Genomic DNA, 26789 nt, shown 5'->3' with positions numbered 1-26789 from the left:
TAAATGATTTAATCTCAGAAAATCATTCCAATATATTAATGGATTCTGTTGTTGAAAAAGTAGAAATCCCTGATATTATCTCATAATACCATAGTAGTGGAACTTTCTAGCTATTAATAACCTACTGGCTATGGAAGAAAGAGATTACTGACTATTTTAAAGCAACAAAGTTGATTTTTTCATTTCTTGTAATATGTCGGATTGAGCAAACTCGAAAATCGGACCAGAATCCGTTTTTGGAAATATTAAAAAACAAGGGGTTTAAATGTTTTACATTAACCAAATTTATCAAAGTAAATATTGAATTTGGCTTAATTGCTTTTACTTACAACTTTTCTAAATGGGTAGCAAAAGTCCATTTGTACAATTTTAGATCTATTTTTAGCTTCTGAAACGAATTGACTAACCTCTTCGAGTAGTTTTAATGATAGATTCTAACTATTCAATAAAGCATAAATAAACCAAAATTGACTTAAATAAAAGAGGCTGTCTTTTCGGACAGCCTCTTTATTTAACAATGATAGGGGAAACTGATCTATTCTTGAAACAGTATTTGATAACTCAAAATAAAAATCACAAATACTAGTAACACTCCAGATATAGAGATGACAACATTTGATGATTTATGAGAGTACATTTCAAAAAAGCCTTTAATACCAAATACCACGAAGGTACTAAAGACGAAGAAAATCAAGATTTCCAAAAACAAATTTAATCCTAAGAACGTATGTTGCGCTTTAAATACAATACCATTTTGTAAAATAGTAGTTTCAAAACTGCTCACAAGAACAAATGAAATTGTTAACGCAAGAAACAACCATTTGATTTGGATCATTGAATCCCTCTTAGTCATTGATAAATAGTTTAAAAATTATAATGTAAAATTGAACTATAAAAACATTTGTTGCAATACCCACTTTTAGTGATATTTACGATTCAGTGTAAAGAATCTATAATTACTTTCAAACATTAAATTTAATACTCTTTTTCTACGCAAAAGAAAGTTTAACGCTAATACAGAAACTGATTTTTAGTTTGTACACTTTGTATTATATTTGTAAAAATTAAAAAAATGTCGAAAAACATAACGCCTTATAAAAATTCAACGTTAGGCAAAAAAGAACAAGTTGCAAAAATGTTTGACACCATATCTGGAAATTATGACAATCTTAATCGGGTCATTTCTTTTGGTATTGATATCAAATGGCGCAAAAAAGTTTTGAAAATTGTTACTAAGTCCAATCCAAAAATAATTCTGGATATTGCAACAGGGACTGGTGACTTAGCTATTTTGATGGCGCAAACTAACGCTGAAAAAATCATAGGATTAGATATTTCTGCAGGTATGCTTGAAGTTGGCCAGAAAAAAATTGTTGCAAAGAATTTATCAAATACGATAGAAATGATTTTAGGTGACTCAGAAAACATGCCTTTTGAGGATAATTATTTTGACGCCATCACAGTTGCTTTTGGTGTAAGAAATTTTGAAACTCTCGAAAAAGGTTTGTCTGAAATTTTAAGAGTTTTGAAGCCAAAGGGTGTTTTTGTAATTTTAGAAACTTCTGTGCCTGAAAAAACCCCCTACAAACAAGGGTATACTTTTTACAGTAAAAACATACTGCCACTAATAGGAAAATTATTTTCCAAAGATAATGTAGCATATGGTTATTTATCTGAATCTTCAGCTGTTTTTCCTTATGGTGAAGTATTAAACAATATATTAAGAAAAATTGGGTTTATAGATGTTATAGCAATGCCACAAACATTTGGCGTGGCCACCATTTATTCTGCTTCTAAAAAATAAGATGAAAAAAATAATTATTTTAGTTTTATTAACTTTCAATCTCAATGGATTCGCACAGTTTAATAAAAACATGTTTAGTAAGGATCCTATAATTAACTTGGAGAATTTTCAAAATAAAAGACTCTATTTTGGATATTTTTTAGGCTTCAATTCTTATGATTTTAAAATTGATTATAAAACCGTTGGACCTGATATTCAAGTAAAGAAAACAACTGGTTTTAATGTGGGAATTGTTGGGGATTTAAAACTTCATGAATATATCAGTTTGCGATTTGAACCCGGTTTGTATTATACTAAAAGAGATTTGTATTACCCTGGGTTTACAGCAAAAAAAGATATACTGAGAGAAGTAAACAGTACTTATATTCATTTTCCATTACTATTAAAATTCTTATCGCTTAGAACCGGAAATATTCGTCCATACGTTGTGGGAGGATTGTCTACAACCTTAAATTTATCTAGCAATTCAAAATCAATAGACGATAATTCAGCACAGCGTTTTAGAGTAAAACCTTGGACAACAAATTATGAAATGGGCTTGGGTATCGATTTCTTCTCCCCTTACTTTATATTTTCTCCTTCGATAAGAGGTGTTTTTGGTCTTAAAGATGAACTTATTAGAGACAAAGACCCTAATAGTCCTTGGACTGGCAACATAGAGTCAATAAAATCCAGAGCTGTTTTTATCAATTTCACGTTTCATTAAAATCAATTGTTTTTAAAAATTTCATTAAGAATTTCTTCTAAATTCACTAAGAATAATTGCCGCTGCAGTAGCTACATTTAAACTTTCTGTCTTTTGAATTTCTCCAAAACGAGGAATTGCAAGTCTGTTTTGAACTAGTTTTTCAATTTCAGATGAAATTCCATTGGCTTCATTTCCCATAATGATGATGCCTTGCTGGGGCAAACTGGTTTTGTAGATATTCTCTCCATCCATAAAAGTCCCAAAAACAGGTAATTTAGTATGCGTTACAAAAGTATTCAAATCTATGTAACTAACATTTACTCTTGCAATAGAGCCCATTGTAGCTTGAACTACTTTTGGATTGTAAATATCAACCGTTTCTTTAGAACAGACTAATTGATGAATACCAAACCAGTCACACAATCGCAGTATCGTACCTAAATTCCCCGGATCGCGAATGTTATCAAGTGCGAGAATCAATCCAGATTCAATCATTTTTTTCTCAACTGGTATTTTAAAAACTGCCAAACAAGAATTCGGTGTTGAAAGAGCACTTATTTTTTTTAAGTCATTAACATCAATACCCGTTTTTTTTTCATTTGAAACTTCTTCAAAATCATTTTGTGTCGTGTACAAATGTTCCAGCTCAAAATTTGAGTGCAATAACTCCTGAATTACTTTTACGCCTTCAGCAAAAAATAATTTGTTGGTGAATCTATATTTTTTTTGCTGTAAACTCGTTATAAGTTTTATTTGGTTTTTACTAACCATAAAATAATGTACTTTTGAATTAAATATTTTAGAACACTTGAAAAACATTTCTACAAAAATAACAGCATTTATTCTAATTGCAACATTTATATGCGCATGTAACGCTGAAAAAAGAGTTCCAGAAGGTAAACTATTGCTTACTAAAAACGAAGTTTTAGTAAATAACAAGAAAACAAAAGAAGAAATTGTTTTTAATCAATTGTATCAAAAACCAAATAGTACCTTATTATTGGGATTTCGTTTGCGTTTGAATTTGTATAATTTGGCTAATCTAAATCCAGACTCCACTTACCAAGCTAAGTTTACAAATAATCCCGAAAAATACAAAAGACAATCAAATTGGGTTTCTGCGAAACAAGTTGATCGACTCGGAAAATCATTTTTATACCATGGAATTCATGATTTTCTAAAAAAAACGGGTGAAGCGCCTGTGATTATTGACCAAACAAAAACTGACAAATCAATTTTACGATTGAAGTATTATTACTTTAATAATGGCTATTTTAACGTTAAAGCCAGCTACATAATTGACACTTTAAAAACAAAAAGAGCCGAAATTAAATATGCTATAACGACACAAGAGCCTTATTTATTGGATACAGTAACTACAACCATTTTGACTCCGGCACTCGACTCATTGTATGAAATAAATAAGTCTAAAACTTTAATTAAGTCAGGAGTGCAATATAAAACTGCCGATTTTGAAGATGAAAAAAACAGAATTACCACTAACTTTAGAAATAATGGCGCGTATTATTTTCAACCTAACTATATCACTTTTGATTTAGACACCATTAAAAAAGAAAATAAAGCAGATGTAAATTTGATCATCAATAATTATTCTTATCAACAACAAGATTCCACTAAAACAGAACCTTTCAAGTTATATAAAATAAGTGATGTAAATATTTATACCGATTATTTGCCAAATGGGAATGACCGAAAGATAACTGATAGTATTTCCTATAAAAATTTTAATTTGTACGGTCGCAAAAAAATAAAATATAAACCTCGTGCTATTACAAATGCTATTTTTATTACAAAAGGGACATTATTTGCCGATTATAAAACGGTGCTTACGACTCGTTATTTGAATAATCTGAAAATTTTTAATTACCCATCGATTCAATATGAAGTTGATCCCAGAGACTCAACCGCCCAATCCCTAATTGCAAAAGTATATCTTACTCCAAGAAAAAAATATAGTTTTGGAACCACACTAGATGTTACCCATTCTAACATTCAAGATATTGGTATAGGATTAAGCGTTTCAGAAACCATAAGAAACGTTTTTAATGGTGCCGAAACATTGGAAATTGCCGCTCGTGGAAATATAGGTTCCTCAAAAGATTTAGCAAATCCCAACAATACCTTTTTTAATGTTTCAGAATATGGATTGGATTTAAAACTAAGTTTTCCAAGAATTTTTATGCCTTATGGTACTGAAAAAATCATTCCAAAAAGCATGATCCCTTCCACTCTTATTACGGCAGGTTTCGCAAAGCAAAGAAATATTGGTTTGGACAAAGAGAATTTTACCGGAGCATTATCTTATAATTGGACGCCAAAGAGAAACAATACGGCTCGTTTTGATCTTTTTAACGTACAATTTGTACGGAATCTAAATCCACAAAATTATTTCAATGTGTATCGATCTTCTTACAATGCATTGAATGATCTTGGAAAAACGTATAATACAAATCCAGACTATTTTAATAATCCCATTGATAAAGATTTGATAATCGAAGAGGGAACATTAGGATTCACTAATGATGTTTTGAATGGAAATACGTCATTAGTGTCATCAGATGAAAATTATAAAAACGTGAAAAGCATCGAAGAACGAAGAGTTAGACTTACCGAGAATGATTTTATTCTGGCTACAAGTTATAGCTTCTCTAAAACTACCAAAACAGATGTGCTGGACAATAACTTTTATCTCTTCAGAACAAAAATCGAATCTGCTGGAACTTTATTATCCTTACTTTCGAAAACGGCAAATTTTTCTAAAAATTCAAACAACAATTATGACATATTTAATTTAGAATATTCAGAATATATAAAAACGGAGTTCGACTACATCAAACACTGGGATTTAACGAAAGAGAAAGTTTTTGCTGTTCGAACTTTCTTTGGAATCGCAATGCCTTTTGGCAATTCGGTTAACGTTCCATTTTCAAGAAGTTATTTTTCTGGTGGTTCGAATGACAACAGAGCATGGCAACCTTATAGTTTAGGTCCGGGACGCAGTGGTGCTACAAATGATTTTAATGAAGCCAATATGAAAATTGCCATTAGCGGCGAATTTAGATTTAAAGTATTGGGTAGTCTTAAAGGAGCTCTTTTTGCCGATGCCGGAAATATCTGGAATGTACTTGATAATGTAACGGATGAAAAGTCTACCTTTAAGAATCTAAACGATTTAAAAGACATCGCTTTAGGCTCCGGATTTGGGTTGCGATACGATTTAAGCTTTTTTGTAATTCGATTTGATTTAGGATTTAAAACGTACAATCCGGCCAATGAAACTAACAAACGATGGTTTCGAGAATACAATTTTGGACACTCTGTTTTAAATTTTGGAATAAATTATCCATTCTAATGCTAATTAATTCTTATTTTTGCAAACTAAAAACTAAAAAACAACTAAAAAGAATTACAATGGCACACAACATAAAACCGGGCGTAGCTACAGGAGATCAGGTACAGGAAATTTTCAACTATGCTAAAGAAAAAGGATTTGCATTGCCGGCAGTAAATGTTACGGGATCAAATACCATCAATGGTGTGCTTGAAACTGCAGCTAAATTAAATGCGCCAGTTATCATCCAGTTTTCTAACGGAGGAGCGCAATTTAATGCAGGAAAAGGACTTTCTAATGCAGGTGAAAAGGCAGCTATCGCTGGTGGAATTGCAGGAGCATTACACATTCACACTTTGGCGGAAGCTTACGGAGCAACAGTAATTTTACATACTGACCATTGTGCAAAAAAATTATTACCTTGGATTGATGGTTTATTAGACGCTTCAGAAGCACATTTTGCTAAAACAGGAAAGCCATTATTCTCTTCTCATATGATTGATTTATCTGAAGAGCCTATCGAAGAAAACATCGAAATTTGCAAAGGCTACTTAGAAAGAATGAGCAAAATGGGAATGACACTTGAAATCGAACTTGGAATCACTGGTGGTGAAGAAGATGGTGTTGACAATTCTGATGTTGATAGCTCAAAATTATATACACAACCTGAGGAAGTAGCTTACGCTTACGAAGAACTTTCAAAAGTAAGTCCTAGATTTACAATTGCAGCAGCTTTTGGTAACGTTCACGGTGTTTACAAACCAGGGAATGTAAAATTGACTCCGAAAATCTTAAAAAATTCTCAAGATTTTGTACAAAACAAATTCAATACAGGAGCTAATCCGGTAGATTTCGTTTTCCATGGTGGTTCAGGTTCTACATTGGAAGAAATCAGAGAAGGTATCAGCTATGGTGTAATAAAAATGAATATTGATACTGATTTGCAATTTGCATTTACCGAAGGTATCCGTGATTACATGGTTAAAAATATTGACTATTTGAAAACTCAAATTGGAAACCCAGAAGGTGCTGATGTTCCAAATAAAAAATATTACGACCCAAGAAAATGGTTGCGTGAAAGTGAAGTTACCTTCAACACAAGACTTGAGCAAGCATTTGCTGACTTAAACAATGTGAATACACTATAATAAAATTAAGTTTAAAGTTTTCAAATCCCGATGTAGCCATCGGGATTTGAAATCTAAACCAGAAACTACAGGAACGGATTACTGAACACTGAACACTAGAAAAATGGCTTGGTTTAAAAGAAAAGAAAAAGGGATTACTACCGCTACTGAAGACAAGATGGACATTCCAAAAGGGCTTTGGTACAAATCTCCAACTGGAAAAATTATTGATGCCGATGAACTAGCTCGTAACTTATTCGTAAGTCCCGAAGATGGTTTTCATGTTAGAATTGGAAGTGCAGAATATTTCCAAATTTTATTTGACAACAATGAATTTGTTGAATTAGATAAAAACATGACCTCTAAAGATCCTTTGCATTTTGTAGATACAAAAAAATATGCAGACCGGTTAAGAGATGTTATGGAAAAAACCAAACTTAAGGATGCAGTGCGTACTGGAGTTGGAAAATCCAAGGGAAAAGAATTAGTAATTTGCTGTATGGATTTTGCTTTTATTGGCGGTTCTATGGGAGCTGTAGTGGGAGAAAAAATCGCAAGAGGAATCGATCACGCAATTCAAAACAAATTACCATTTGTAATGATTTCTAAATCTGGTGGGGCAAGAATGATGGAAGCAGCCTATTCTTTGATGCAGTTAGCTAAAACATCCGTTAAACTGGCTCAACTTGCCGAAGCAAAATTACCTTACATTTCATTATGTACGGATCCAACAACTGGAGGAACAACCGCTTCCTATGCAATGCTGGGAGATATTAATATTTCTGAACCAGGTGCGTTAATTGGATTTGCTGGACCAAGAGTGGTAAGAGACACTACAGGTAAAGATTTACCGGAAGGTTTTCAAACTGCTGAGTTTCTTCTTGAACATGGTTTCTTAGACTTTATAACGCCAAGAAAAGAATTGAAAGACAAGATTAATTTGTACATTGATTTGATTCAAAACAACAACATCAGATAAATGAAAATCTCGAGTAATCGAGATTTTTTTATGTAATTCAAGTTTTATCTTTTAAGATGCAATCAAATAAAAAACGGCTTTCAAATAATTTTGAAAGCCGTTTTTATATAAATTTTAGATTCTTCTTTAAAAATTACATTCCCGTTCTAATAGCTTCAACTGGATCTAGTTTTGATGCCGCAATGGCTGGCAAGATTCCTGAAATCAATCCAATCAAAGCAGCCAAACCAGTTCCCAAAAGAATATTCCCCATTCCTAAAACAAATTCAAATTCTAATACTTTTGTTAAAACCATTGAAATTATCCAAACTAATAAAAGTCCAATCACCCCACCAATTACGGATAGTATTACGGCTTCAAATAAAAACTGAAACAATATAAATTTATTTTTGGCACCCAATGATTTTTGTATTCCTATTAAATTGGTACGTTCTTTTACTGAAACAAACATAATATTAGCAATTCCGAAACCGCCTACAAGCAAAGAAAATCCACTGATAATCCAACCCACAAGATTCATTTGACCTAAAATGCCATCAATGAAATCAGTAAATCCAGAAAACACATTAACAAAGAAGTTGTCAATTTCTCCTGCCTTCAAACCTCTATAACTTCTTAATTTTTGAGATATTTCGCTTTTATAAGCTGCCATATCAACCCCGCTTTCAGGCTTAAAAATGATTACGTTTGTCAATGAAGTGTTATTGTCGCCATATAGTTGACGAACAAAATTTACTGGAATAAAAGCAGAGGTGTCATCGCTATCCCCAAACAATCCAGCACCTTGTTTTTTCAAAACACCAATAACGGTAAAACGTTTTCCATACAAACGCACATTTTTTCCGATAGGTTCGGTATTTTCAAATAATGATTTTGCAATTTCATTTCCCAGAACAATTACTGTAGCTCCGGAATTAGCCTCAGACTCAGTGTAAAATCTCCCTTCTTGAAATTCCAACCCTTGAATGTCTATGAATTCATATGAAACGGGAACAATATTGACATCACTTACCGTTTTTGAATCATATTTTATAGATTCTCTTTTGGTAAAAATTTGGTACCCCATTTGGTCTGTGTTAGTCATAACTCCTTTCATGTAAGTGTATTCATCATACTTTACATTTGGAAACTGCTCTCTCTTCCATTGTGGAACATCTGAAGGGCCAAAAGAAAATTTCATTAAATAAATAGTGTTTTTATCTAGGCTGCTTAAGTCTTTAGTGATTTTCCTGTCTAAAGAATCTACTGCCGCAAGTACTGCTATTATTGAAAAAATACCAATTGTAACCCCTAGTAAAGAAAGTAAGGTTCTTAATTTATTGTTTTGTAAAGCATTCATTGCAAAACCAAAACTTTCTTTTAATAATCGAAGATAAACTAACATAAAATCTTTTTTGCGTTAAAGTAAATTTCTAAAAATTTAATTCATAAACTTAATAAAAATACACCTATCCATAGGTATGTTTTTTAAAAATAATGTTACACAAATTCATTGAATTTTATAATCAAAAAAAAACTATTTTTGCACTTTATAATTATAACTACACAATGAACACAACAAAAACTATTCAATCGGCATTAATTTCGGTATTCTCAAAAGAAGGTCTTGAGCCAATTATAAGAAAACTGCACGAACAAAATGTTATACTTTACTCTACTGGAGGAACCGAAGATTTTATAAAAAATTTAGGAATCCCTGTGGTTCCTGTTGAGGATGTAACTTTATATCCTTCTATTCTTGGTGGAAGAGTGAAAACTTTACATCCAAAAGTTTTTGGAGGAATCCTGAACCGTCAAGATAACGACAGTGATGTGCAACAAATGCAAGAGTTCAATATCCCGCAAATTGATTTAGTGATAGTTGATTTATACCCATTTGAAAAAACAGTTGCCTCAGGAGCAAGTGAATCAGATAGTATTGAAAAGATTGACATTGGCGGTATTTCATTGATTCGTGCTGCCGCAAAAAACTTTAAAGACACTGTAATCGTGGCTTCGGTTGAAGAGTATAGTTTGCTTTTGGATTTGATCACAGATCAAAACGGAGCTACTACTCTTGCAAACAGAAAATTATTGGCTACAAAAGCATTTCATGTTTCATCACATTACGATACAGCAATCTTCAATTATTTCAATACTGACGAAACTGTTTACAAACAAAGTATTGCTCACGGTCAAGTCTTGCGATATGGAGAAAATCCACATCAAAAAGGATTTTTCTTTGGAGATTTTGATGCTATGTTCAAAAAAGTACACGGAAAAGAATTGTCATACAACAACTTATTAGATGTAGATGCTGCGGTGAATTTGATTAATGAATTTAAAAATGACGGCCCTACTTTTGCAATATTGAAACACAATAATGCTTGTGGCTTAGCAACTAGGAAGACTATTAGTGAGGCTTACAATGCTGCATTGGCCTGTGATCCAACTTCAGCCTTTGGAGGTGTGTTGATTTCCAATACTAAAATTGACGTAGCGACTGCGGCAGAAATAAACAAATTATTTTGTGAAGTAGTAATTGCTCCGGAATACGACACTGAAGCTACTGCTATTTTACAGGAGAAGAAAAACAGAATTATATTAGTTCAAAACGAAGTAGCTTTACCTCAAAAACAAGTAAGAACTTGCTTAAACGGGATTTTAGTTCAAGAAAGAAATAGCATAACCGACAATAAAGAAGCGTTAAGAACCGTTACTGTTAAAGCGCCAACTGAACTAGAAGTTCAGGATTTAATATTTGCTTCCAAAATTTGTAAAAACACAAAATCAAATACAATTGTTTTTGCGAAAAATGGTACACTTATTGCATCAGGTACCGGGCAAACATCAAGAGTTGACGCCCTATTACAAGCCATTGAAAAAGCAAAAACTTTTGGATTTGATTTACATGGTGCGTCTATGGCAAGCGATGCTTTTTTCCCTTTTCCAGATTGTGTGGAAATAGCAAAAAAAGCTGGCATAACAGCTGTAATTCAACCAGGAGGATCAATAAAAGACGAATTGAGTATTAATTATTGTAATGAAAATAAAGTTGCAATGGTATTTACAGGAACTCGTCATTTTAAACATTAATTTGTTTAACTTTGCCCGTCACAAATTTATAACTTTTAACCCTTAAAAAACTTATGGGATTTTTTGATTTCATGACCGAGGATATCGCGATAGACCTTGGTACCGCTAATACTTTAATCATACATAATGATAAAGTCGTAATTGACAGCCCCTCAATAGTTGCTCGTGATAGAGTTTCAGGTAAAATCATTGCTGTTGGTAAAGAAGCCAACATGATGCAGGGAAAAACACATGAAAACATTAAAACGATAAGACCGCTGAAAGATGGTGTAATTGCTGATTTTGATGCTTCGGAAAAAATGATCAGTATGTTTATAAAAAGCATACCAGCATTAAAGAAAAGAATGTTTACTCCCGCATTAAGAATGGTTGTTTGTATTCCTTCCGGTATTACCGAGGTGGAAATGAGAGCAGTTAAAGAATCTTGTGAAAGAGTAAACGGGAAGGAAGTCTATTTGATACACGAACCTATGGCAGCAGCTATTGGTATTGGAATTGACATTATGCAGCCTAAAGGAAACATGATTGTTGATATCGGTGGTGGGACAACTGAAATTGCTGTTATTGCATTAGGAGGAATTGTATGTGACAAATCGGTAAAAATTGCCGGTGATGTTTTTACAAATGATATTGTATATTACATGCGTACCCAACACAATCTTTTTGTTGGAGAAAGTACTGCAGAGAAAATAAAAATCCAAATTGGAGCCGCAATTGAAGACTTAGAAACTCCTCCAGAAGACATGTCAGTTCAAGGAAGAGATTTACTTACCGGTAAACCAAAACAAGTAGAAGTATCCTACCGTGAAATTGCAAAAGCATTAGACAAATCAATTCAAAGAATTGAGGATGCTGTAATGGAAACCTTATCTCAAACTCCTCCAGAATTAGCAGCAGATATTTACAATACAGGTATATATCTTGCAGGTGGAGGATCTATGTTAAGAGGTCTTGATAAAAGAATCTCACAAAAAACAGATTTACCTGTTTATATAGCTGAGGATCCATTAAGAGCAGTAGTTAGAGGAACTGGAATGGCACTGAAAAACCTTTCAAAATTTAAAAGTATCTTGATAAAATAAGGTTTTAAATAATTCTATACGCTTAGCTTCCTTATAGTTTTGCAAATAGAAATTTAAGAATAAAACCTGAAACAAAATAACCAATAATACATGCAGCAAATATTTAATTTTATATTTAAAAACAGTAATAGATTACTGTTTTTGCTGCTTTTGGGTATTTCATTGGTGCTCACCATTCAATCCCATTCTTTTCATAGAAGTAAAATAATTAGTTCTGCAAACTTTTTAAGTGGGGGCGTTTATGAAAAAGTTAATTCAGTAAATGAGTATTTGAATTTAAAAACTCAAAACGATGCGCTAGCCCTAGAAAATGCGGAATTAAAAAGTCTTCTCTTTAATCGTAAAGATACAACTGCAATACAAAAATTAGATAGTTTAAAAGGCGTAAAAGCAGAAGATATCATCGTTTCTAAAGTAATACACAATTCATACAATGTTTACGAAAACTACTTAACCTTGAATTCAGGGGAATTGCAAGGTTTGAAATCAGATATGGGTGTGATAAACAGTTTAGGAATTGTTGGAATTATTGACAATACTTCACCAAATTATGCAACTGTAGTCAGTATTTTAAATAAAAAATCCCAAATTAACGCAAAGATTAAAAAATCAAATCATTTTGGTTCATTGGTTTGGAATGGAAAAAGTACCGGTTTTGTTCAACTGATAGATGTGCCAAGATTGGCAGCTATCAGAAAAGGTGATACAATTGTAACTGGTGGACAATCAGTTATATTTCCGGAAAATATTAACATTGGGACCATTGATAAAATTTATATTGACAATCAAACTAACTACTACACATTGGATGTAAAACTTTTTAATGATATGACAAATTTAGGTCACGTTTATATCATAAAAAGTAAAAATCGTGATGAACTTATTAATTTAGAAAAAGGAAAAAAAGATGAATAGCACTTTGTTAGTCAATATTTTCCGTTTTGTTCTGTTATTGGCAGTTCAAATTATCATTTTCAATAACATGAATTTTTTGGGCTATATAAGTCCATTTCCATATGTGCTTTTTATAATACTATATCCTGTAAATGGCAACAAATCTGGATTATTGATCGCTAGTTTCTTACTGGGTCTCATTATGGATATGTTCAGTAATTCTGGAGGAATACACACCACAGCATGTATCATTCTAGCTTATTTTAGACCCTATATTTTTAAATTTTCATTTGGGCTGAGCTACGAATATCAAACCGTTAAATTAAATGATGTTTTAACTCCCGAACGGTTCTCTTTTATATTAATGTCGGTTGTAATTCATCACTTTGTTTTATTTCTACTTGAAGCCTTCCAATTTAGCTTTATCTTGGATATTTTACTTCGAGCATTATTGAGTACACTATTTACAATCCTAATTTGCATTATAATAATATATCTTATTAAGCCAAACAAAAGATGAGAAAATTATTGCTGCCTTCCTTAATCATTGTTGCAGCATCATTGCTAGTGATACGAATATTTTATTTACAAATTATAGATGATTCGTTCAAACTAAAATCAGACAATAATGCTATAAAAATAAAATATGACTATCCCGAAAGAGGTTATATTTATGATCGAAATGGTAAATTATTAGTAGCCAACCAGGCTTCCTATGATATCATGGTTATTCCAAGAGATGTAAAAGAAATAGACACTGCAGAATTTTGTCTCCTATTAGACATTACAAAAGAGGATTTTATAAAAAGAATGGCAAAAGCCAAGGTATATAGCCCAAGATTACCATCGGTTTTTTTACCTCAATTAAACAAAAGTGAATTTGCTGCCTTTCAAGAAAAAATTCGAAAATATGAAGGTTTCTATTTTCAAAAACGTTCGCTACGGGATTATGAAGTAGATTTTGGTGCCAATGTATTTGGATTTATTACTCAAGTCAACGAGAAATTAGTTGCAAAAAATCCATATTACAATAGTGGAGATTTAATTGGAAGACAAGGAGTTGAGGAAAGTTATGAAGATATCTTACGAGGAATAAAAGGTGTAAAATATTTCCAAAAAGACAAATATAATAGAGAAATTGGATCTTACAAAGAAGGCAGATATGATACTATTGCGGTTCAAGGAGAAGATATAAACCTTACGATTGATGCCGAACTTCAAAAGTATGGTGAGGAATTAATGATCAACAAAAGAGGAGGAATAGTTGCTATTGAACCAAAAACTGGCGAAATACTAGCTCTTGTTACCGCTCCATCTTATGACCCAGGAATACTTGTAGGAAGGCAGCGATCTAAAAACTACACCTTATTGTATCATGATTCTATTGCAAAACCGCTCTATGACAGGGGATTATTAGCCGAATATCCTCCTGGATCTCCATTTAAAATACTAACTGGGCTTGTTGCACTTCAAGAAGGCGTAGTAAACGAACAGTCCACTTTTATGTGTCACCACGGTTTTAGTTATGCGCGAGGCCGATTCATGAAATGCCACGGTTTTGGACCGCATCAATTGCATAATGGTATTTACAATTCCTGTAACACCTATTTTGCTAGTGCCTATATGTTAACTATAAACAAATATGCAAAGCCGGCTTATGCTGTTGATGTTTGGAGCAATCACGTAAAAAGCTTTGGTTTAGGACAATTCATGGGATATGATTTACCAACTGGTAAAAAAGGGAATATTCCTGATTCAAAAACATACAAAAAAATCTATCCTAACGGCGGCTGGCGCAGTACCACAATCGTATCTAATGCTATAGGACAAGGAGAAGTTTTAATGACTCCAATACAGCTTGCTAATATGATGGCTACTGTTGCTAATGAAGGATATTATTATACACCTCACATTATAAAAAAAATTGAAGGTCAAAAAATTGATAAAAAATTCACTACTAAACATGTTACCACAATAGATAAAAGGTATTACAAACCAATGATTAGTGGTTTATTTGATGTGTACAATTTAGGTACAGCTAGTTCTCTAAGAGTTGAAGGAATTGATATTTGTGGAAAAACGGGAACCGCCGAAAATTTTGCCAAAATAAATGGTAAAAGAGAACAATTAAAAGACCATTCCATTTTTGTTGCTTTTGCGCCAAAGGATAACCCGAAAATTGCCATAGCTATTTTAGTGGAAAATGGTGGTTTTGGAGCAACGATAGCTGGTCCGATTGCCAGTTTAATGATTGAGAAATACCTCAGAAAAAAAATCACAAGAACGGATTTAGAAACCCGAATTTTGAATACCAGTTTACAAGGGCAATATGCTAAACTAGGTGGTCTTTCTGAAATTGTAAAATTACAATTGAGAAGAAGTGATTCTATCTTGAAAAGTAAAAACGCAGTTGTCCCTGTTCTTGCTCCAGTTATAATTGATACAACTAAAGAAAACTAATACACTATACTATTTCAAATGAAAAACCAAAGCGTAACGAACAATCTTGATTGGATATGCATCATTATCTATAGCTTATTAGTAATAATGGGTTGGTTGAACATTTACTCTTCCTCATTATCTTCAATGGAAGATACGTATGAAAAGCAGCTTATATTCATTGTATTAACTATTCCATTAATATTCATTGTCCTTTCTGTAGACGGTAAATTTTACGAAAAATATGCAAGTATCATTTTTGGTATTTCTCTATTATCATTGGCAGGATTATTTGTATTCGGAAAAACCATCGCCGGACAACGTTGTTGGTACGGTATTGGAAGCTTCACAATCCAACCTTCTGAATTTGCTAAAGCTGCTACGGCATTGGCTTTAGCCAAATATTTAAGTGACACGCAAATTAATTTAAAGGATGTTAACCGCCAAATACAAGCCTTAGCAATTGTGTTTTTACCGGTCATGCTCATATTGCCTCAGCCAGATCCTGGAAGTGCGTTAATTTACAGCATATTCATCATTGTTTTATACCGCGAAGGCCTTCCTTCATGGTATGTCTGGACTGGCTTTATAACCATTCTTTTATTTGTACTAACGTTAATATTACAGCCGCAATATGTCATTTTAATCGCATTAATTGTAATCGTTATTGTATATTTCAAATCTAGATTGTCGGATAGAAATATGCTATTAAGCGGAATTTTATTCGTTTTAATGTCAGGATTCGTTTTATCGGTTAATTACGTATTTGAAAATGTTTTCAAACAACATCACAGGGACCGTTTTAATATTTTATTGGGGAAGTCGGTAGACATGAAAGGGATTGGTTACAATACAAATCAATCGGAAATAGCAATAGGATCAGGTGGTTGGCTAGGAAAAGGCTTTCTTGAAGGTACACAAACTAAAGGAGGCTTCGTACCGGAACAACACACTGATTATATCTTTACAACAGTAGGCGAAGAATGGGGATTTGTTGGCTCATTAGTAGTTGTCGGCCTTTTTGTGGGTTTATTTTTAAGATTAATATACTTAGCCGAAAGACAAAAAACGAAATTCAGTAGAGTCTATGGGTATTGTGTTGCGGGAATTTTATTCATTCATTTCTTTGTAAACATCGCAATGGTTGCAGGTATATTTCCAACAATTGGGGTGCCGCTACCTTTCTTTTCTTACGGTGGATCCGGTCTTTGGGGCTTTACAATTTTACTTTTTATATTTATAAAAATGGATGCCAATAAAGTAAACGAGTGGTAAATAAAAGATTTAAGTATTAGAAGCTTAATCCTGCTATTCATTTCAAGTTTCTCAGCTCGTTAAAGTTTTTTAATTATTTTGTCAAGAGCTTCCGCTGGTCACTTTGATAAAATAAAAAACTAATAAACGGACCTTCAAAAGCTTACTTAAAACCGATAAATCTTGGGAATGTTTTTATAACATCAAAATTGCTTTAATTCCTTTTTAAAGCATCCTAACGAAGGGCTCTATTCTTTTGTAAGAAGAAAAAAATCAAATATAATAAAAATACAATAAACTAAAAACGTTCCAAAAATTCTTATTTGAATTTCTGGAACGTTTTTTTAGTACATTCAATAACTACGTAATTAAAAAATGATCCTTATGATCTCGCTAATTTTTCTTTTTTCAATTTAGTAGGAATAGAGGTGTTTTTTTTCAAGACCGTTTTAGTTTGCAAATCATCCAATACATTTAATGCTTCTTCAACATAAATATCTTTAGACAAAGCTTCATGCCATCTGTCTCTTTTTTCTTTTAAAGCGACGTCTTTATTCACCTCTGCAATTTCATATGGAAGAGAAGTAAATATGAGGGAATTTTTATATTGAGAAAGAGGTTTGTATTTTTTAGCTTTTTCTTCAATTTCACTTTGAGCCATTTTGAATTTTTCGATATTTAAGCTATAAGTATTATCCTCACTTCTGCTATCAATCCATTTAGCATTCTCCTCAATCAATTGGAATTGTGAACTCTGGGAAATTCTTTTTTTACTATTTAAAATTGCTTGATTAAAATTTGCATTTTTATTCCATAAACTATATTCCGCAGGGTCGATTTTATCCCATGGCATAGCATTGTCTACATCACGTTCCCCCATTTTTAAATAGGCATATCTGTCTGGCATAACAATATCACTGCTGACTCCCTCAAGTTGCGTAGAACCACCATTAATTCTATAGAATTTTTGAGTAGTCGTTTTTACGGCCCCTAAATCACCCACAGCACTATTACGAACAAATTGATTTAAATCAATTACATTTTGTACGGTTCCCTTACCATAAGTTTGTTTACTACCAATGATAATTCCTCTTTTATAATCTTGGATTGCAGCTGCCAAAATCTCGGAAGCAGAAGCTGAAAAACTATTAACCATGATTACCAATGGACCGTCCCATTCAATTTTTTTATCTTTATCAAACAATACTTCTTTCTTTCTGCCAGCAGACTTAATTTGTACAATTGGCCCTTGCTCAATAAACAAGCCTGCAATATCTACAACTGTTGACAATGAACCTCCACCATCATCGCGTACATCCAATACAATACCATTTACCCCTGCGCTTTTCAAACGTTCTACTTCCTTAGCGATATCTTTTCCTGCATCTCTTCCGTCCTTATTTTCAAAGTCAATGTAGAATTTTGGAAGATAAATAACCCCATATTTCAATCCGTTTTTATTAACGATACTTGATTTAGCATAAGTCTCTTCAATTTCAACTATATCTCTAGTAATAGAAATAATTTTAATCGTTCCATCTACTTTTTTTACTGTAAGACGGACTTCAGTACCTTTTGGCCCTTTAATTTTTTTAACAACATCGTCAAGGCGCATTCCTACAACATCAATAGCCTCTGCATTTCCTTGAGCAACTTTCATAATCAAATCTCCTGCTTCAAGTTGTTTTCCTCTCCAAGCTGGACCCCCAGAAATAAGTTCTGAAATTTCAGTGAAATCATTTTTCTTTTGAAGACGGGCTCCAATTCCTTCTAATTTCCCACTGATACTTACATCAAATCGTTCTTTTTCTTCTGGTGCAAAATAATTAGTGTGCGGATCAAAACGTGACGTAATAGAATTGATGTATACAGAGAACCAATCATTTCTGTCTAAATCCTGCATGAAACCAAAATATTCATCCAAAGATTTTAAAGCACTTTCTCTAGTCTCTTTTTCTAGCTCCACAAAAGTTTTTGGCTTACCGGTATCAATTATTTCATCTTTTTTAGCATTATCTGAATTAATCGGATCAACTTTAAGTGTCTCTTCTTGTTTCAATAGATCCAAAGTATCTTTCGCCTCTTTTTCTACAATACCGTTACTTTTATTCTCTTGGATTTTTAAACGATCGGTAAGAGACGAAAGCGTTGACAATTTGATTTGTTTACGCCATTTATCGGTAAGTTCTTTAACATCTTTGGGATAAGGTGCTTTTTCGTAATCCGTATTAAAACTCTCATCCGATTTATAGTCGAAAGGTTGACTCAAAACCGATTTGTAAATCTTTTTACTTTCTTCCATTCTTTTCATCAAACGATCATACGTAAGATTGAAAAACGTCAAATCTTTATTTAACAATTCATCGTCTAATTGCGTTTCAAATTTCGAAAACTCATCGATATCGGACTGCAGGAAAAATCGTTTAGAAGGATCTAAAGCTTGAATGTAATCTTTGTAAATTCCTTTGGAAAAAGTGTCATCTATAGCTGCAGGATTATAATGCCCTTTTTGAATTACAAAGGTTAATAATTCCAATAACAACTTATCTTTATCTGGATCTTCTTCCTTTGATGCATTAATTTTAAATGCAAACAGTGTCGCTGAGAGACAAACAACAACAAGAAGTATTTTATAATTTCTTTTCATAAAGTCAATAATAGTATTCATCAATTTTTAAACTAAATTACGGTAAAAACTATGCCAAGTATAACAAGGGCTGCATAATTTTTTGTTAAAGATATAAAATTGTTTTTTTTCATCTAGGTTAAATATTCTAAGTTGACAAATTTTATTTTCTTTGTTATAAATTACGGTTTTGTGTGACTACATTTGCTATTTAAATATTTTAATTAGAAATCCTTTCTTAAAACATAAAATGACAAAACACTCCAAGCCCTTAATATTAGTTACAAATGACGATGGAATTTCTGCTCCGGGAATTAGGGCGTTAATAGCCGTAATGGCAGAAATAGGAGAAGTTGTTGTTGTTGCTCCAGACGCACCGCAAAGCGCAACAGGTCATGGAATTACCATTAATGACACGCTGTATCTAAATAAAATTTCGAAAGAAGACGATGCCATAACAGAATACAGTTGTTCTGGAACTCCTGTAGATTGTGTGAAATTTGCAGTCAGCGAAATTTTGAAACGAAAACCTGATTTGTGCGTTTCTGGTGTCAATCACGGTTCCAATTCTTCTATAAATGTAATTTACTCCGGAACTATGAGTGCAGCTGTTGAAGCCGGTATAGAAGGAATACAAGCTATTGGATTTTCTTTATTAGATTATGATTGGAATGCTAATTTTGAAGAAATAAAGTCATTTATTCGAAAAATAACATTGGAAGTTCTTGAAAATAAATTACCTGAAGGAGTAATTTTGAATGTAAATTTTCCAAAATTGAAAGAAAAAGACATCCGAGGAATCAAAATTTGCCGTCAGGCCAAAGCTGTTTGGATGGAAAAATTCGATAAACGGAAAACCCCGCAAGGCAAAGATTATTATTGGCTTACCGGTGAGTTTGTGAACCAGGACAATGGCGAAGACACTGACGAATGGGCTTTAGAAAACGGATATATTTCAATTGTTCCAGTCCAGTTTGACTTGACCGCGCATCATGCGACACAACAACTTAACACTTGGAATTGGAATGAATAAAATAGATTTATTAACTGGATTTATAATCGGAATTTTAGCTTCACTATTAGGTAGTTATCTTTTTATCACTTTGTTCACTGAATTTGACTTTATCAATGGAATGCATATCATGAAATCAGAAGGAAAATTGGGAAAAATAATCACTCTGGGATCCATTCTAGATTTAGTAGCTTTTGGCATTTTACTCAAATTAAATAAAGAACTCATGGCGCGAGGTGTGATTTTAGCAGTTATTATTATGACACTTGTGTCTTTATTTATTTAAAATAACAATAGTCAGGCCTATGTGAATTATAAAAAATTTGACAGAAAGGTTTCTGAATTTATTACTGACACTAAAAAATTGAAAAACTCCAAAACATAAATACATGAAATACTACATTATAGCTGGAGAAGCATCAGGGGATTTACATGGTTCTAATTTGATGAAAGCACTTTTTAAAGAAGATCCTAAAGCCAACATTCGGTTTTGGGGCGGTGATTTGATGCAAAACGTTGGCGGAACTTTGGTGAAACATTATCGCGAATTGGCTTTTATGGGATTTATTGAAGTAATTTTCAATTTGAAAACTATTTTAAGCAATATCAAAATATGTAAAAAAGACATTCTGAAATTCCAACCGGATGTACTAGTATTTATCGATTATCCCGGTTTTAATTTACGAATTGCAAAATGGGCAAAAGAATTGGGTTTCAAAACCCATTACTATATTTCACCCCAAATTTGGGCATGGAAAGAAAGCCGAATTACTGAAATAAAACGAGATGTAGACAAAATGTATGTGATTTTACCTTTTGAGAAATTTTTTTACGAAGACAAACATCATTTTCCTGTTGAATTTGTAGGTCATCCATTGATTGACGCAATCCATAACCAAATCCCAATCGAAGCTACCGCTTTTAGAAGCGCAAATAAATTAGACGAAAAACCCATTATTGCAATTCTACCTGGCAGTAGAAAACAAGAAATCACTAAAATGCTATCGGTGATGTTAAGTGTTGTAAATGATTTCCCAGAATATCAGTTTGTCATTGCAGGCGCTCCAAGTCAGGAATATTCATTTTATGAGAAGTTTATATCCAATGAAAATATAAAATTCATATCCAATAAAACGTATGATTTATTGCAAAATGCTACTGTCGCATTAGTTACATCAGGAACTGCAACGCTGGAAACAGCACTTTTTAAAGTTCCTGAAGTAGTTTGCTATAAAGGGAGCTGGGCCTCTTATCAAATTGCAAAACGAATTATTACTTTAAAATATATTTCGTTAGTGAATTTGATCATGGATGAGGAAGTGGTCACCGAATTAATTCAAGAAGACTGTACAACGAAACGCATTCGGGAAGAACTGAAAAAAATTCTGGAATCGAATCATCGCAAACAACTTTTCGAGAAATATAACGTTCTAGAAGCAAAACTTGGCGGAATAGGAGCCAGCGAAAAAACAGCAAAATTAATTGTAGCTGATTTACAATGATTCCAATTCTTTTAAAATATTAAAAAAAACAACTCTTTGAAACACCTGCTTTACCTTCTATTGATTCTTATTTTTTTTACGGCATGTAAATCAACTTCAGTAATTATTCCTTCAAAAAATACTGAAGTAAATACAGAGAGAACAAGGCATCTAATAGCGCAATTAATTCATTCCGCTTCTGAAAATCTTGGTGTCAAATATAAAAGTGGAGGTATTACAAAAGCAGGTTTTGACTGTTCTGGACTGCTCTATTTCGTTTTTAACTCCTATAAAATTCAGCTACCACACTCCTCTTTAGAACAATCTAAATTGGGGTTAATCATTGACCGTGATAATATTAAAAAAGGAGATTTAATATTTTTTAAAACCAATAGAAAATCTCAAATTAATCATGTAGGAATGGTCATTGACATTTCTGACGATAATGTGAAATTTATTCACTCTTCTACTTCCCGAGGCGTAATAATTTCCTCAACAAAAGAGCCTTATTATCAAAGTTCATTTGCCCAAGTGAATAGAATTATTCGATAAATATTCTGTTCATTTTATTGTAAAAAAATAAAGCTATTTCTTACTAAAAAATTTGTACTTTAGAAAAATGAAAGTGCTACAATTTCCTTTAGCGAGAATCACGTTTGGTTTCATTTTAGGGATTCTTCAGGCCTATTATTTAAAACCGGAACCTAAAATTGTTTTTGTCTTACTATTTATTTCCGTCAACACTTTTATCTTTTTTTATTTTTTATCCAAAAAAAATTATACAAAAAACACTTATTTTGGTATTTCTACTTATCTCGTTTCTTTTTTTATCGGAGCTACAACTCTAATTGTGCACACCGATTATTTTAAGAAAAGTAATTATATTCATTATGATTCTATTTTCGAAAAACCATATTTATTATCAGTCACGCTGCGTGAAAAATTAAAAAGTTCTACTTTTAATGATCGCTATGTTGCAATTGTTAACCGCATTGATCAAACAGAAAGTTCTGGAAGAATACTCCTTAATATCAGTAAAGACAGTTTGAAGCGTCGATTTGAAATTGGAACTCAACTACGAATTAATGGCATTTTATATAAAAATAGTCCGCCAAATAATCCCAGCCAATTTGATTACAGCAAATATTTAGAGAACAAACAAATCTATGCCCAACTCTATGCTGATGTTGAAGAGATGAGTATAAGTTCTGAAATGGAAAAGAACATTTGGTATTACACGTCCAGATTAAGGACAAAAATCATTGATAACTTAGAAAAAAGTAACTTCCATAAAACCGAATTAAATGTAGCAGTTGCATTGATTATGGGACAACAACAGGATATTTCTCCAGAAATTATTCGGGATTATCAATTTGCTGGTGCGGTACATATTTTATCAGTTTCGGGATTGCATATCGGATTCATATTGCTTTTTGTGACTTTTATACTCAAACCATTACCTAATACTAAAAAAGGCGCTTTCATCAAGTTAATTCTTATCCTCGCTTCATTATCCTTATTTGGATTAATCGCTGGTTTATCGCCATCTGTAGTTCGCTCTGTGGTTATGTTTTCGTTTATCGCAGTAGGTAGCCATTTAGGCAGAAGTGTAAATATTTACCACACCTTATTGGCATCTATGTTGCTTATTTTACTTTTTCAACCTACCTTTTTGTTTGATGTTGGATTTCAATTGAGCTATATCGCTTTATTTTTTATCATTTGGGTTCAACCACTTTTAGCTTCTATTTGGTTGCCAAAAAATAAAGTTTTGAAATACATTTGGGACATCCTCACCGTTTCCTTTGCAGCGCAAATTGGTACTTTACCGTTGAGCATCTATTATTTCCATCAATTCCCAGGTTTATTCTTCGTGACCAATTTAATTATCATTCCATTGCTGAGTCTCATAATGATTTTAGGCGTTTTGGTCATGGTACTGGCTGCATTCGGATACGTTCCTTTATTTTTTTCCAAACCATTGGAGTGGAGTGTCTTTTATTTGAATAAAATTATCAATTCGATTGCGTCGCTGGAACAATTTATAATTCAAAACATCCCATTCAATTTAAATTTTTTAATTAGTTTCTACTTATTAATAATAACTACTATCCTTTGGTTCAAAAAGCCAAGTTTCACCAAATTGGTAATGGCTTTAATTTCGATAATCGTTTTACAAATTTCATATATAAAAAACGTATCGGATGTACAAAACCAAAAAGAATGGATAGTTTTCAATTCCAAAAAAAACACACTGATTACGGAGCGAAACGGAGAAGAAGTTACTTTGTATGCTAATGACAGTATTTTGAAAGCTTCTCTAAAAAATAACATTCTAAACTCTTATTTAGTGGGGAATTTCAGCACTTTGGGAGCTAAAAAAAGAATTCCAAACGCCGCTTTTTTTAATGGAAAAAAAATTCTGATTTTGGATAGTTTAGGGATTTATCCAAAAAACATAAAACCTGATATTTTGTTACTGACACAATCTCCAAAAATAAATTTAGACCGTTTATTTCAATACGTACAACCTAAAATGGTTGTCGCTGATGCATCAAATTATAAAAAAGTACAAAAATACTGGAAAGCAACTTCCAACAAACAAAAAATCCCTTTTCACGCAATTAGTGAAAAGGGATGCTATACGTTAAATTGAAAATTATTTCTTTTTCAGAATTCCATTAGCTACAGCTAACCAGGCCGTTGGGCCGCCAGCAACATAACCGGTACTTCCTAACCCTTCAAAATTTACTTTCCCCTCTTTATTAGTGCTATTGGCAAAATAAATAGTTGGGAATCCCTGAATACCAAAAGCTTGCTGTAATTCATTATTTTGAGTTTTAATTTCAGGTGTCTGTGGTGTTCTTCTTGGATAATCCAATTCAACCAAAACCACATTCTCCTTTGCCCAAGCAGCAAATTCTGGGGTTTTCAAAACTTCTTTTTGCAATCGAATACACCAACCACACCAATCGCTACCTGTAAAAAACAGTAACATTGGTTTCTTGGTTTTATTAGAAACTTCCATTGCCTTTTTGACATTGGTTTCCCACACTAATTCTTGTGCCTGAACAGCATATGAAGCAACAAACAGAAATGCTCCTACAATTATTTTCTTCATCTTTTATGTTTTTATAATTACTTAATCAATAATAGTGCCTAAAATTTACCTAACACCGTGCATTAATTTCTTAATTACAGGAGTCATTAAAATAGAGAATAAAGCTACAACAATTGAAATTATTGTCAACATCCAAAAGAAATAACTTAATCCATGTTCGTTGGCGATTTTATCAATATTCTCACCAAACATACCCGCTCCTTTCATACCAATTGCTACTGCAAGATACCAAACTCCAAACATAAATGCAATCATTCTTGCAGGAACTAATTTACTAACATAAGACAGCCCTACTGGCGAGATACACAATTCTGCCATTGTATGAAAAAGATATACCAAAATAAGCCAAATCATACTAACCGACGCTGTTTTAGCACCTGCCTCAATACCACTTGCACCACAAGCAACACATGCCATTCCAATCGCTAATAATCCCATTCCGATGCCATATTTTAAATTTGCGGAAGGATTGTATTTACTTTCCCACCATTTTGAAAACAATGGAGCTAATGAAATGATAAACAACGAATTTAATGTGGAGAACCAAGTAGCGGGAACCTCCGTTAATGGAGTTGTTACTTTTGCAATTTTTAATGATTCCAAAGTGGAATCCGATAAAGATAAATACCCTGCAGTGTAATAATCTTTGGTCAACATCCAAATTGCGATTGCCCATATTATAATAAAACTTACACTCAAAATAATATTTGCCACCGCATAGTATTTGAACGTCTGTTTAAACAACAAATACAATACCCAAGTAATTATAACTAATGGCATTATTGTAATCATTGAATTAACCACTAAAAACACTACGCTCCAATTCCCAACTAAAATTCGATCCGTATAATCATTAGCAAAAATGGTTAAACTGTTGGGTGATTGTTCGAAAATGGCCCAAAAGAAAATTGTTAGAAAGGCAAAAAATGTTACTGCGATTAATTTCTCTTTAGTGATCTTTGAATATTGCGTAAATCTGTAAATTAATAGAATAATAAATAAAAGCAAAGCTGAAACTATAGCAATTGCGTTTCCGTTTTCACCAAGAAAAGAAAAAATATTTATTTTGCCTCCTGAAATTTTTGAAGCAGGATCATTTAAAATCCATAATAATCCTAAAATTGATGATAGCGCAATAATTCCAAGTTGCCAAGGTGTAAATGGATTTCGTTTATCAGTATCCAAAGCCTCAGCTTTAGCTTTACTTGCGGCACTTGGTTTTAAACCAATATCGCCAAAGATATTTTGAGACAACCAAAATTGTAACATTCCAAAGAACATAAAAATTCCGGCAAGACCAAAACCATAACTCCATCCTACTTTTTCCCCTAAATAGCCACAAAGCAATATTCCAAAGAAAGCACCAGCATTGACACCCATGTAAAACAACGTATAAGCTCCATCTTTTTTCTCCGGACGGTCTTTGTACATTTCAGATACAATGGAAGTCATATTAGGCTTGAAAAATCCGTTTCCAAAAACTAATAAAACCAATCCTAAATAAATAGAAAATTCTGTTTCAAGCGCCATAGAAGCGTGACCCAATGTCATTAAAATTGCACCGACAACGACTGCCCATCTAAAACCGATCACTTTATCAGCAAAATAACCTCCTAACATTGTTGACAAATAAACAAGACCAACGTAAGAACCAAATAAAGCGGATGCATTTTCTCTTGTCCATTCCCAACCTCCGTCTGTAAAAGAAGTAGTCAAAAACAATATTAATAAAGAACGCATTCCGTAGAATGAAAATCGCTCCCACATCTCAGTAAAGAATAAAACGAATAATCCCGCCGGATGCCCTAGAACGGTACTCTTAAAAAATTGATCTGTAGTGTTTTCACTCATAATA

At 32.7% G+C, this 26789-nt stretch carries 21 protein-coding genes; 16 read left to right on the top strand and 5 right to left on the bottom strand.

Annotation, left to right across the window (positions count from 1 at the left end; genetic code table 11):
- Positions 1-1072: 1072 nt before the first annotated feature.
- Both ubiE and porT read left to right on the top strand, forming a co-directional pair.
- A complete protein-coding gene (gene ubiE / locus ACM55G_RS00450) occupies positions 1073-1804 on the top strand; it encodes a bifunctional demethylmenaquinone methyltransferase/2-methoxy-6-polyprenyl-1,4-benzoquinol methylase UbiE (protein WP_416841933.1) in 732 nt (243 codons plus the stop codon).
- Position 1805: 1 nt separating this feature from the next.
- Complete coding sequence (gene porT / locus ACM55G_RS00445) at positions 1806-2510, top strand: type IX secretion/gliding motility protein PorT/SprT (RefSeq protein WP_416841932.1); 705 nt, start codon at positions 1806-1808, stop codon at positions 2508-2510.
- Between the two features lie 24 nt (positions 2511-2534).
- Here the strand turns inward: porT and ACM55G_RS00440 are convergent, their stop codons facing one another.
- Positions 2535-3263, bottom strand: coding sequence for a TrmH family RNA methyltransferase (locus tag ACM55G_RS00440; protein ID WP_416841931.1), 729 nt, complete (start codon positions 3261-3263; stop codon positions 2535-2537).
- 37 nt (positions 3264-3300) lie between these two features.
- On the opposite strand from ACM55G_RS00440, the gene tamL reads away from it, so the two are divergent.
- From tamL to accD, 3 genes are all read left to right on the top strand, one after another.
- Positions 3301-5865: a translocation and assembly module lipoprotein TamL gene (gene tamL, locus ACM55G_RS00435; RefSeq protein WP_416841930.1), complete on the top strand. Its 2565-nt coding sequence runs from the start codon at positions 3301-3303 to the stop codon at positions 5863-5865.
- A gap of 59 nt (positions 5866-5924) precedes the next feature.
- Entirely contained in the window at positions 5925-6992 is a 1068-nt protein-coding gene (fbaA, locus tag ACM55G_RS00430) for a class II fructose-bisphosphate aldolase (protein WP_416841929.1), read from the top strand.
- A 103-nt stretch (positions 6993-7095) separates the two neighbouring features.
- Positions 7096-7950 carry an acetyl-CoA carboxylase, carboxyltransferase subunit beta gene (gene accD / locus ACM55G_RS00425; protein ID WP_416841928.1) on the top strand — a complete coding sequence of 285 codons (855 nt, stop codon included), beginning with the start codon at positions 7096-7098 and terminating at the stop codon, positions 7948-7950.
- Positions 7951-8083: 133 nt separating this feature from the next.
- Here accD and ACM55G_RS00420 read toward each other — a convergent pair whose 3' ends face one another.
- Positions 8084-9334: an ABC transporter permease gene (locus ACM55G_RS00420; protein ID WP_416841927.1), complete on the bottom strand. Its 1251-nt coding sequence runs from the start codon at positions 9332-9334 to the stop codon at positions 8084-8086.
- A 164-nt stretch (positions 9335-9498) separates the two neighbouring features.
- Here ACM55G_RS00420 and purH point away from each other — a divergent pair, with 164 nt between their 5' ends.
- From purH to rodA, 6 genes are all read left to right on the top strand, one after another.
- Positions 9499-11025: a bifunctional phosphoribosylaminoimidazolecarboxamide formyltransferase/IMP cyclohydrolase gene (gene purH / locus ACM55G_RS00415; RefSeq protein ID WP_416841926.1), complete on the top strand. Its 1527-nt coding sequence runs from the start codon at positions 9499-9501 to the stop codon at positions 11023-11025.
- Between the two features lie 53 nt (positions 11026-11078).
- Positions 11079-12107 (top strand): rod shape-determining protein, encoded by a 1029-nt coding sequence (locus tag ACM55G_RS00410; RefSeq protein WP_416841925.1) that lies wholly within the window; start codon positions 11079-11081, stop codon positions 12105-12107.
- Positions 12108-12197: 90 nt separating this feature from the next.
- Positions 12198-13022, top strand: coding sequence for a rod shape-determining protein MreC (gene mreC / locus ACM55G_RS00405; RefSeq protein WP_416841924.1), 825 nt, complete (start codon positions 12198-12200; stop codon positions 13020-13022).
- The gene (locus ACM55G_RS00400; protein WP_416841923.1) at positions 13015-13521 is read left to right on the top strand and encodes a rod shape-determining protein MreD; all 507 of its coding nucleotides are present in this window, start codon (positions 13015-13017) and stop codon (positions 13519-13521) included. Before mreC ends, ACM55G_RS00400 begins: the two co-directional genes overlap by 8 nt.
- Positions 13518-15461, top strand: coding sequence for a penicillin-binding protein 2 (gene mrdA, locus ACM55G_RS00395; RefSeq protein WP_416841922.1), 1944 nt, complete (start codon positions 13518-13520; stop codon positions 15459-15461). Before ACM55G_RS00400 ends, mrdA begins: the two co-directional genes overlap by 4 nt.
- An 18-nt stretch (positions 15462-15479) precedes the next feature.
- Entirely contained in the window at positions 15480-16715 is a 1236-nt protein-coding gene (gene rodA / locus ACM55G_RS00390; protein WP_416841921.1) for a rod shape-determining protein RodA, read from the top strand.
- A gap of 361 nt (positions 16716-17076) precedes the next feature.
- On the opposite strand, the gene ACM55G_RS00385 is transcribed toward rodA, so the two are convergent.
- Positions 17077-19362, bottom strand: a complete 2286-nt coding sequence (locus ACM55G_RS00385; protein ID WP_416841920.1) for a carboxy terminal-processing peptidase — start codon at positions 19360-19362, stop codon at positions 17077-17079.
- Positions 19363-19570: 208 nt separating this feature from the next.
- Here ACM55G_RS00385 and surE point away from each other — a divergent pair, with 208 nt between their 5' ends.
- The 5 genes from surE to ACM55G_RS00360 all read left to right on the top strand — a co-directional run bounded on the left by surE (position 19571) and on the right by ACM55G_RS00360 (position 24469).
- Positions 19571-20353 carry a 5'/3'-nucleotidase SurE gene (gene surE, locus ACM55G_RS00380; protein WP_416841919.1) on the top strand — a complete coding sequence of 261 codons (783 nt, stop codon included), beginning with the start codon at positions 19571-19573 and terminating at the stop codon, positions 20351-20353.
- Positions 20313-20618 carry a hypothetical protein gene (locus tag ACM55G_RS00375; protein ID WP_416841918.1) on the top strand — a complete coding sequence of 102 codons (306 nt, stop codon included), beginning with the start codon at positions 20313-20315 and terminating at the stop codon, positions 20616-20618. The genes surE and ACM55G_RS00375 overlap by 41 nt, the downstream gene beginning before the upstream one ends.
- A gap of 103 nt (positions 20619-20721) precedes the next feature.
- Entirely contained in the window at positions 20722-21834 is a 1113-nt protein-coding gene (lpxB, locus tag ACM55G_RS00370; RefSeq protein ID WP_416841917.1) for a lipid-A-disaccharide synthase, read from the top strand.
- Positions 21835-21870: 36 nt separating this feature from the next.
- Positions 21871-22365, top strand: coding sequence for a C40 family peptidase (locus ACM55G_RS00365; RefSeq protein WP_416841916.1), 495 nt, complete (start codon positions 21871-21873; stop codon positions 22363-22365).
- A 67-nt stretch (positions 22366-22432) separates the two neighbouring features.
- Positions 22433-24469, top strand: coding sequence for a ComEC/Rec2 family competence protein (locus ACM55G_RS00360; RefSeq protein WP_416841915.1), 2037 nt, complete (start codon positions 22433-22435; stop codon positions 24467-24469).
- A gap of 3 nt (positions 24470-24472) precedes the next feature.
- On the opposite strand, the gene ACM55G_RS00355 is transcribed toward ACM55G_RS00360, so the two are convergent.
- Together ACM55G_RS00355 and ACM55G_RS00350 are read right to left on the bottom strand one after the other, a co-directional pair.
- Entirely contained in the window at positions 24473-24934 is a 462-nt protein-coding gene (locus ACM55G_RS00355; RefSeq protein WP_416841914.1) for a thioredoxin family protein, read from the bottom strand.
- 45 nt (positions 24935-24979) lie between these two features.
- Positions 24980-26785, bottom strand: coding sequence for a peptide MFS transporter (locus ACM55G_RS00350; RefSeq protein ID WP_416841913.1), 1806 nt, complete (start codon positions 26783-26785; stop codon positions 24980-24982).
- Positions 26786-26789 lie beyond the last annotated feature (4 nt).

The organism is Flavobacterium algoriphilum (assembly GCF_048158655.1).
Classification (GTDB): domain Bacteria; phylum Bacteroidota; class Bacteroidia; order Flavobacteriales; family Flavobacteriaceae; genus Flavobacterium; species Flavobacterium algoriphilum.
Note: the sequence above shows the minus strand (reverse complement) of the source record. Positions and strands in the feature narration are given on the sequence as shown.

What these genes read in the sequence shown, in the direction of transcription:
- ubiE (WP_416841933.1), top strand. Translation starts at nt 1,073, where the DNA reads ATGTCGAAAAACATAACGCCTTATAAAAATTCAACGTTAGGCAAAAAA.
- porT (WP_416841932.1), top strand. Translation starts at nt 1,806, where the DNA reads ATGAAAAAAATAATTATTTTAGTTTTATTAACTTTCAATCTCAATGGA.
- ACM55G_RS00440 (WP_416841931.1), bottom strand. Translation starts at nt 3,263, where the DNA reads ATGGTTAGTAAAAACCAAATAAAACTTATAACGAGTTTACAGCAAAAA.
- fbaA (WP_416841929.1), top strand. Translation starts at nt 5,925, where the DNA reads ATGGCACACAACATAAAACCGGGCGTAGCTACAGGAGATCAGGTACAG.
- accD (WP_416841928.1), top strand. Translation starts at nt 7,096, where the DNA reads ATGGCTTGGTTTAAAAGAAAAGAAAAAGGGATTACTACCGCTACTGAA.
- ACM55G_RS00420 (WP_416841927.1), bottom strand. Translation starts at nt 9,334, where the DNA reads ATGTTAGTTTATCTTCGATTATTAAAAGAAAGTTTTGGTTTTGCAATG.
- purH (WP_416841926.1), top strand. Translation starts at nt 9,499, where the DNA reads ATGAACACAACAAAAACTATTCAATCGGCATTAATTTCGGTATTCTCA.
- ACM55G_RS00410 (WP_416841925.1), top strand. Translation starts at nt 11,079, where the DNA reads ATGGGATTTTTTGATTTCATGACCGAGGATATCGCGATAGACCTTGGT.
- mreC (WP_416841924.1), top strand. Translation starts at nt 12,198, where the DNA reads ATGCAGCAAATATTTAATTTTATATTTAAAAACAGTAATAGATTACTG.
- ACM55G_RS00400 (WP_416841923.1), top strand. Translation starts at nt 13,015, where the DNA reads ATGAATAGCACTTTGTTAGTCAATATTTTCCGTTTTGTTCTGTTATTG.
- mrdA (WP_416841922.1), top strand. Translation starts at nt 13,518, where the DNA reads ATGAGAAAATTATTGCTGCCTTCCTTAATCATTGTTGCAGCATCATTG.
- rodA (WP_416841921.1), top strand. Translation starts at nt 15,480, where the DNA reads ATGAAAAACCAAAGCGTAACGAACAATCTTGATTGGATATGCATCATT.
- ACM55G_RS00385 (WP_416841920.1), bottom strand. Translation starts at nt 19,362, where the DNA reads ATGAATACTATTATTGACTTTATGAAAAGAAATTATAAAATACTTCTT.
- surE (WP_416841919.1), top strand. Translation starts at nt 19,571, where the DNA reads ATGACAAAACACTCCAAGCCCTTAATATTAGTTACAAATGACGATGGA.
- ACM55G_RS00375 (WP_416841918.1), top strand. Translation starts at nt 20,313, where the DNA reads ATGCGACACAACAACTTAACACTTGGAATTGGAATGAATAAAATAGAT.
- lpxB (WP_416841917.1), top strand. Translation starts at nt 20,722, where the DNA reads ATGAAATACTACATTATAGCTGGAGAAGCATCAGGGGATTTACATGGT.
- ACM55G_RS00360 (WP_416841915.1), top strand. Translation starts at nt 22,433, where the DNA reads ATGAAAGTGCTACAATTTCCTTTAGCGAGAATCACGTTTGGTTTCATT.
- ACM55G_RS00355 (WP_416841914.1), bottom strand. Translation starts at nt 24,934, where the DNA reads ATGAAGAAAATAATTGTAGGAGCATTTCTGTTTGTTGCTTCATATGCT.
- ACM55G_RS00350 (WP_416841913.1), bottom strand. Translation starts at nt 26,785, where the DNA reads ATGAGTGAAAACACTACAGATCAATTTTTTAAGAGTACCGTTCTAGGG.